5 protein-coding genes and 1 pseudogene are annotated in these 5,954 nt (G+C 38.3%); 1 reads left to right on the top strand and 5 read right to left on the bottom strand.

All coding sequences use genetic code 11. The features are described from left to right. From B4H32_RS06060 to B4H32_RS06040, 5 genes are all read right to left on the bottom strand, one after another. A partial coding sequence (locus B4H32_RS06060) for a type I restriction endonuclease (RefSeq protein WP_286800898.1) occupies positions 1 to 265 on the bottom strand: 265 nt, incomplete at its 3' end. A gap of 103 nt (positions 266 to 368) precedes the next feature. Then, complete coding sequence (locus B4H32_RS06055) at positions 369 to 1,337, bottom strand: Abi family protein (RefSeq protein ID WP_004681762.1); 969 nt, start codon at positions 1,335 to 1,337, stop codon at positions 369 to 371. Continuing rightward, on the bottom strand, positions 1,330 to 2,655 hold the full coding sequence (locus B4H32_RS06050; protein WP_262450747.1) for a restriction endonuclease subunit S: 1,326 nt from the start codon (positions 2,653 to 2,655) through the stop codon (positions 1,330 to 1,332). Before B4H32_RS06050 ends, B4H32_RS06055 begins: the two co-directional genes overlap by 8 nt. Then, positions 2,652 to 4,055: a helix-turn-helix domain-containing protein gene (locus B4H32_RS06045; protein WP_286800897.1), complete on the bottom strand. Its 1,404-nt coding sequence runs from the start codon at positions 4,053 to 4,055 to the stop codon at positions 2,652 to 2,654. Before B4H32_RS06045 ends, B4H32_RS06050 begins: the two co-directional genes overlap by 4 nt. Continuing rightward, on the bottom strand, positions 4,045 to 5,760 hold the full coding sequence (locus tag B4H32_RS06040; protein WP_004756106.1) for a type I restriction-modification system subunit M: 1,716 nt from the start codon (positions 5,758 to 5,760) through the stop codon (positions 4,045 to 4,047). The genes B4H32_RS06045 and B4H32_RS06040 overlap by 11 nt, the downstream gene beginning before the upstream one ends. Positions 5,761 to 5,836: 76 nt before the next feature. Between B4H32_RS06040 and B4H32_RS06035 the strand changes: the two are divergent. After that, positions 5,837 to 5,926: pseudogene (locus B4H32_RS06035) on the top strand (DUF4440 domain-containing protein); the annotation flags it as partial. Positions 5,927 to 5,954 lie beyond the last annotated feature (28 nt).

Below are 5,954 nucleotides of genomic sequence, written 5' to 3'. Positions count from 1 at the left end.
TGTGGTGAAAAGCACGGTTATTGGTGATTAAATCCAGACTTTCAGGCTTAGTGAGTTTTTGTAAAACCTGCTCAAAACAGCTCACTGGCAAATGTGGATTTAAGCGTTCAAAAGCAGTTTGTAAATCTGATTCAATCAGAACCTGCTTATAATCTTTACGTAAAGGATTGCTACTGTCAGGTGCAATATCCACACCATGAACGACTTCCCAGCCATTTTCAGCGAACCAGTCCAAGCAGAGGTTTTCAAGTTGGGTTTCGTTCATAAAAATTCCGTTCCACAAGATGTTCCACTTGACATAGTTGTGCACTATACATTACTATTCTAACCAATATGACCGATGCCCCTGCTTATGTACGCATCGGTTTTCATTTTCTAATCTGCCATAATTCCCATTCTTGCCAATCTTCTTGAGCTATCCCAAAGTCTCCTAAAGTAATCATACCATTGCCTATCTGTGGAAACTCTGCCAATAACTGCTTAAAACGTTCTGACCAAGTCGAGTTTGGACAAATCCTCTTTAAAAGATGTTGAATAATGCAAAAATAAAAAAATGGGCGAGCATTATTCATAGGTTGCCAATTATCAACCTGTGGTGATAATTCTAAAATGTTAATATTCCATAATCGACTATGATGGGCTGCAACATTACGTACAAAGTTTAGACTTCTCAGCCATTTTGCAAATATTTCACCGCTTTTTATATTATACTTTTCAGCAATACATTGTTGATCTTGGTATTTAAGCCCTGAATACATACGAGATAATAAACCAAAATCCCAAATTTCGATTGCAACCCATACAGGAACACATCCCTCATAATGCTTTTTGTGATGTTCAATAAAAGGTTCTCGGCGTGCTTGGTAAAGTAGGGCATTATATTTTTCTAACCAAACTGCATGTTCTGTTTTACCTGCATTTTTACCGTTCTTTATTAATTTTTTAGTAAAATTACCATGTAAGCAGTCCGCAATCTGATGAGCATTACTATCTCTTTTCCCCAATAAATGAGCAACATCTACCCGAACTGCCAGCTCAATACGTTCAAGAGCATCTAAAGCAAGAAGACGCAACTTTTTATCAAAAATATATAAATCGACAATATTTTCAAAATTACTTTGTTGAACAAATTCATTTTTTCGAATGGGTTTATTTTGTGCTTTAGATGCCTGTACATCTATCTGACGAAAAGGATACCAGTAACCACTTAAACGATAATAGCCCACACGCTCTAGATAATTTAAAGCCTTAGCATTATCTGTGACAATCATACCCCGACTTTCTAAAAGCTGTAATTGTTGGGTATAAGATTTCCATTGCTTTAATGGTTTAGCCATCTATCCCCTCACCATGCAAATCCGATACATCTACCTCACCCGATAATAATTTTGGTAATAAAGTATCTCTAAGATTTATAAGCACTAAATTTTCATGTACAAAGTTTTCAATCTCTTCATGTAACGTCTTAACTTTTTTAGCAAAATAATCAGTTAAGTTAAGGTCTGCCATTACAACCTGTTTTGAAACCAATTCCATCCAATGCCTTCTATACTCTTGAAATTTCTGTAAATCCCTAATTGCATAATAAGTCCAATACGAATTTCTCTCTTTACCTGTAACCGCAATCACATTTTCAGAAACATCAAAATTACTTAACATTAATTTTGTAATACAAGTATGATCACCAAATATAAATACTGGCTCTTCTTTGGAAGCAGGAATACTTCCTTCGTCATTATGAAACCCCAAAATAATATTTGAGCCTTGTTCCAGAACAAAAGTTCGCCCAAATTCATTTACATCATTTTTTTTAAATCTTTTTTTAATTTTTATTCTATTCAAAATACCATCAACTTTGGCGATACTCCAACCTTTCGGCACCTCTCCCAACTCACTTTCAACCAATTCATCAGGAAATAACGCAGCCGTTGCTTGTAACTCAGCAAAATCTTCCTTTGCCATTTGCTCAAGCTCAGCTTCACTTTTTCCACTAATCGCATACATGGCAGCAAGTTCAGGGTCTTGCCCTGTTTGTTTTGCTGAAATTTTGGCACGTACAGGTTCAAAGTCGATAAACCAACTTTTAAAAATGGCTTGAGCAATGGATTCTAGGGTTTGGTTAATTTGATTGTTAAGATGGATTTTGTCGTCTAAGTCAGAAAGAATTTTAGCTATTCTTTCTTGAATCACAATGCTTGGCTTCGGAACTATAAGTTTTGCTAAATCTGAGCCTCTTATACCTGCGGCACCTGCTCCTTGTTCGACAATTGTATTAATTATTTTTTTTCCTAAACAACTAGAGAAAAAATAAAAATAAAAAGTAGGATTAGCAATATCTTGCTTTAATCTACATCTAATCAAATGTGATTCGAAACAGACTTCTTCTTGGTCATTTAAGAATATTGAACATTGACCAGCGCCCTCTCTAACCAAAGATTGGCGGGCAAACAAGAGGTCACCTGTCTTTAGTAAAGAGCTTTCTTTTTCTTTTTCATTTAATGGGGCTCTATCCATCACCAAATTGTTAATTCTTGGGTAAGCAAAAAGCTCCCCCATATTAACCATTTTGTATCCTTCCCCTCTAATTCTTTTCGGTTTAGTTAATCCATTCCGCAAGGGAATTTCAAATAACTCTTCAAAAACAATGAAACTCACACAACACCCCTAAATTTTTTCTTAATCGCCCAATAGCCACGAGTACCACCGACACGCTCAAGCCAGCCAGCATCTTTTAAATGATTCAGATGCTTTTTAATAGCTGACTCATTAATACCAATCTGTACTGCCATTTCACGATAGGAGACTTTAGGATTCTGCTGAACTAAATTTAAAATCTGTGTTTGTCGCTCTGTCAGTAATTCTTGCTCGATTGAGCCACCGATTGAGCCACCGATTGAGCCACCCTCCAACTCAATCATAGGACGATATAACTTCACATCAAAAAAATCATTGGTTTCTAAAAATTCAGGCGTTGCCAGTTTTTCAGCTTCACACATCTGCTTGATCCGTTGCAGACCACTGCCCCAATGCTCAATATAACCAAGCTCTCGAAACACACGAGCCAATACCCGATTACGAATTTCCGAGCGTCCCTGCAACAAATCTGCTTCGGTTAAACCATTGGGTAAACCGCCTGGGGAGACAATATTGACCAAATCATCATATATAGCGACTTTGATATTGCGCCCAAAGTTACTGTAATCCCGATGTACATAGGCATTGACTAAGGCTTCACGGATAGCATTTTCTGGAATTTCTAAATAGTCATAACGCTTTAAGCCACGAATTTCAGCACGTAAAGACAAATGATTTTTAATAAAAATTTCGGCTTGTTCAATTTGAGAAAACAAGTCACCTGTGTATTCTTTACGGTCTAAAAACACACTCATATTTGTGCCTTTAAATCGGGCGCATTGGGTCATCACATGCTCATATTGACCGAGCAAGATCAATAAACCATGACTGGCATAACGCTGTCCTTGCTCTTCAATCACCAGTTTCAGATTCAACATCTTTTCTAAAGTCAGTGTTTTATCAGCAGCTTTGAACGCTTCTTCCAAGACCGTTAAATTGAGCTTTTCCAAAGGGTATTGATAATTGGCTAAGGCATCAAAACTGATATTTAGCCTTTGCAATTCCAGTTGTTGAATATGCTCAGGCGATGCCACACGGTTACTTGCACCTAGACGGATATATGTGCCTTGCTCACGTCCTACTGGTTTAAGGTAATACGGAAATAAACTACCTCGTGCGACTTCCACAACCAATAGCTCAACACCATCTATGTTCTCAATATAAATTTGTGCGGCAAGTTGTGGGGCACACAACTCATAAATCATGGAGGTGATTTTATCTTGCAACTCGAAAATATCATCTTGAATCCCAACCAACTGCCGATCATCAGTGACTCCAACAATCAACTTACCGCCACTACTATTAGCAAAGGCAATTAATGTCTTGGCGATCTGCTGTCCTTTCGGTAACTGCTGTTTAAACTCTAGCGTTTTGCTTTCGCCTTTTTGAATCTCAAGCAGCAACGGTTGATCAAAACTCATAACCCAAACCTTTTAAATTCTTTTTGATTTCACTTTCCAGTACAGCACTTTCAGCAAATTGCTGTTTCAATTGTCCTGTTAAGCGTGCCATCTTCTCGGCAAAAGGTTCTCCATCATCTTCCTGTTCGACTGCACCCACATAACGCCCTGGGGTCAGTACATAGTCATGCTTTTGAATATCTTTTAACTCAGCCGAGAAACAAAAGCCTTTTTCATCTTGATACGCTTCGCCTTCAAAGTTTTCACCTTGTTGCCAAGCATGTAAAGCATTGGTGATTTTAGCAATATCCGCATCGGTAAAGTCACGTAGTACACGATCTTTCATATAGCCCAAGTTGCGAGCATCAATAAACAAAGTCTTGCCTTCACGATTGGCTTTCTTTTTATCCAGGGACAAACCATTCTTTTTGTCCTTGGTCAAAAACCAAATACAGGCAGGGATTTGCGTATTGGTAAACAGTTGCCCTGGTAATGCGACAATACATTCCACCAGATCGGCTTCAATCAGATTTTTACGGATTTCACCCTCATTATTGGTATTGGAACTCATCGAACCATTGGCAAGCAAAAGTGCCATACTACCCGTTGGTGATAGATGGTGCAGCATGTGCTGCATCCAGGCAAAGTTGGCATTGCCCTGTGGCGGTGTGCCATATTTCCAACGTACATCACTTTCCAGTGAAGCATGCCACCAATCCTTAATATTGAACGGTGGATTTGCCATGACGAAATCAGCACGCAAGTCTGGATGCTGATCATCTAAAAATGTATCGGCATTCTTTTTACCAAAGTTAAAATCAATGCCACGAATTGCCATATTCATGGCAGCAAGTTTCCATGTGGTTGGATTACTTTCTTGTCCGTAAATCGAAATATGCTTTTTCTGTTCAGATGCTTTGTAGTGCTTTTCCTGTGCATGTTGTTCGATGAACTTTTCACTGGAAACAAAGAAACCGCCTGAACCCATTGCAGGGTCATAGACTCGACCTTTATAAGGTTGCAGCATTTCTACAATCAAGGTCACGATACTTTTAGGTGTGTAATATTGTCCGCCTTGTTTTCCTTCAGCTAACGCAAACTGCCCTAAAAAGTATTCGTAGACATGCCCGAGAATGTCTTTACTGTGCAGACTCAGTTTTTCGCCATTATATTCAGGTTTGGTAAAACTCGTGTCCGAAAAAGTATTGATCAAATCCAACAGTTTGTCATTATCAAGCTGGTACTGTCCTATACGATTCAGAATACCTTTTAATTTAGGATTGGCTTTCTCAATTTCATCAAAAGCATTATCAACTAACCAAGAGATAGAACGCAGTTTGACATCTTGCCAAATAATCGAGCCAATGGCTAAAGCGGCTGTATTTTGTAATGTTGCCCAACGTGCTGCTTTGGGCACCCAAAACACATTTTTTTCTTGATAATAATCAATAATTTCTAATTCATCAGCGATTGCTTGTTGATATTCCTCTTCTGTGTCGTATTGATCACGAGGCATGTAATAGATGTTGTGATCATCCGCCTGAGCAAATAAATCTTTAAGTTCAGACTGACGTTCATCAAAAGCATCTGATACATATTTTAGGAAAATCAGCCCAAGCACAATATGCTTGTAGTTGGCAGCGTCTAAGCTGCTACGTAATTTATCAGCGGCTTTCCAAAGCTTATCATCTAAGTCATTTAGAAACTTTTGTTCCAATGAGTTCATTCTTTATCCTCAATCAATGATCAACCGCTGTGGTTTTATACTTAATGTTCAATAGTTTATTACGTTAGCACAGTTAAGACAGAATCATTTATGGCAAATCCATGCCTTGGAAAATGTAACGCTCACCAATCCACGTACAGGGCAAACCATCTTACGGGATGTTTGATGAAATAGTTGACATCCTCCCCGACCTA

Source organism: Acinetobacter sp. UBA2063 (assembly GCF_002333245.1).
GTDB classification, from domain to species: Bacteria; Pseudomonadota; Gammaproteobacteria; order Pseudomonadales; family Moraxellaceae; genus Acinetobacter; species Acinetobacter parvus.
This window is presented reverse-complemented; position numbering and strand designations above follow the sequence as displayed.